The sequence below is a fragment of the Pseudotabrizicola sp. 4114 genome (assembly GCF_031457365.1).
Lineage (GTDB): Bacteria > Pseudomonadota > Alphaproteobacteria > Rhodobacterales > Rhodobacteraceae > Pseudotabrizicola.
This window is the reverse complement of record NZ_JAVDWP010000047.1, coordinates 1-1270: the sequence shown is the minus strand read 5'-3', so window position 1 is coordinate 1270 and position 1270 is coordinate 1. Positions and strand designations below refer to the sequence as shown.

The following is a 1270-nucleotide window of genomic DNA, read 5'->3' as shown; positions in this document are numbered from 1 at the left end:
TGAGCTACTCCCCGATCTTTGGACAGATTTACGGCTGATTTAAGCTACTGCCTGCACCTGCTGATGGGTTTGGGTTGCGTTGAAGTAGACCACGGCGGGCGGTTGACCGCCATGGGCGGCATGGGGCCGCTGGTGGTTGTAGAAGGTGATCCAGCGGCCGACGCCTGCCTTTGCCTGTGACCCGGTTTCCCAGGCGTGCAGATAGACGCATTCATACTTCAGCGACCGCCAGAGACGTTCGATGAAGATGTTGTCGAGGTAGCGGGCTTTGCCATCCATCGATATCTTGGTCTTTGCCCGCTTCAGCCGGTCGGTCCAGTCGAAGGACGTGAACTGCGACCCCTGATCGGTGTTCATGATTTCGGGCGGGCCGAACTTGTGGATGGCCTCGTTCAGCGCCTCAAGGCAGAACTCGGCCTCCAACGTGTTGGAGATGCGCCAGGCCAGCACCTTGCGTGTGAACCAGTCCATGATAGCGACAAGATACAAGAAGCCTTTGCGCATCGGCAGGTAGGTGATGTCGGCGCACCAGACTTGGTTGGGCCTGTCGATCCGCAGCCCGCCCAGAAGATAGGGGTAAGTCTTGTGCCCCTTCGCGGGCTTGCTGGTATTGGGTTTCTGGTAGATCGGCATCAATCGCATAAGGCGCATCAGCCGCCGGATGCGCTTTTCGTTCACGGCATGACCCTCGTTCTGCAGGTGCCATGTCATCTGCCGAACGCCGTAAAACGGGGTGTCCAAAAACTGCTTGTCGACCTTCAACATCAGGTCGAGGTTCATCGCCGTTTCGCCCTGCGGCGCGTAATAAAACGACGACCGTGAGATCGACAGCAACTGGCATTGCGCGCCGACCGACAGCTTGGGATGGGTTCTTTCGATCATGCCCCGCCTCACTTCCCGGTCCAGGGTTTGAGCTTGCGTGACAAAAAATCGTTGGCGACCGCCAACTCTCCGATCTTGGCATGCAGATCACGGACCGTTTCCTCGGCAATCTCGGCGGTGGCCGCAGCCTGACCACCACGTTCGAAAATACCTGCGGCACCTTCGAGCAGTGCCTTCTTCCATTGGTGAATCATCGTCGGATGGACCTCATAAGCGCCCGCCAATTCTGACACCGTGCGCTCACCCTTTAGCGCCTCAAGCGCAACGCGCGCCTTGAACGCCGCGTCATGATTCCTGCGTTTCGACATGTTCTGATCTCCTCGAATTGGGGATCAGCAGACCTCAGATCGTAGCTTCCGTCACTGTCCGATTTTCGGGGAGTAGCTCA

Annotated in this window: 1 pseudogene; it reads right to left on the bottom strand. The window is 57.9% G+C overall.

Features of this window, described 5'->3' with window-relative positions:
* Positions 1–39 precede the first annotated feature (39 nt).
* A pseudogene (locus J2X53_RS22465) lies at positions 40–1190 on the bottom strand (IS3 family transposase).
* Positions 1191–1270: the final 80 nt, after the last annotated feature.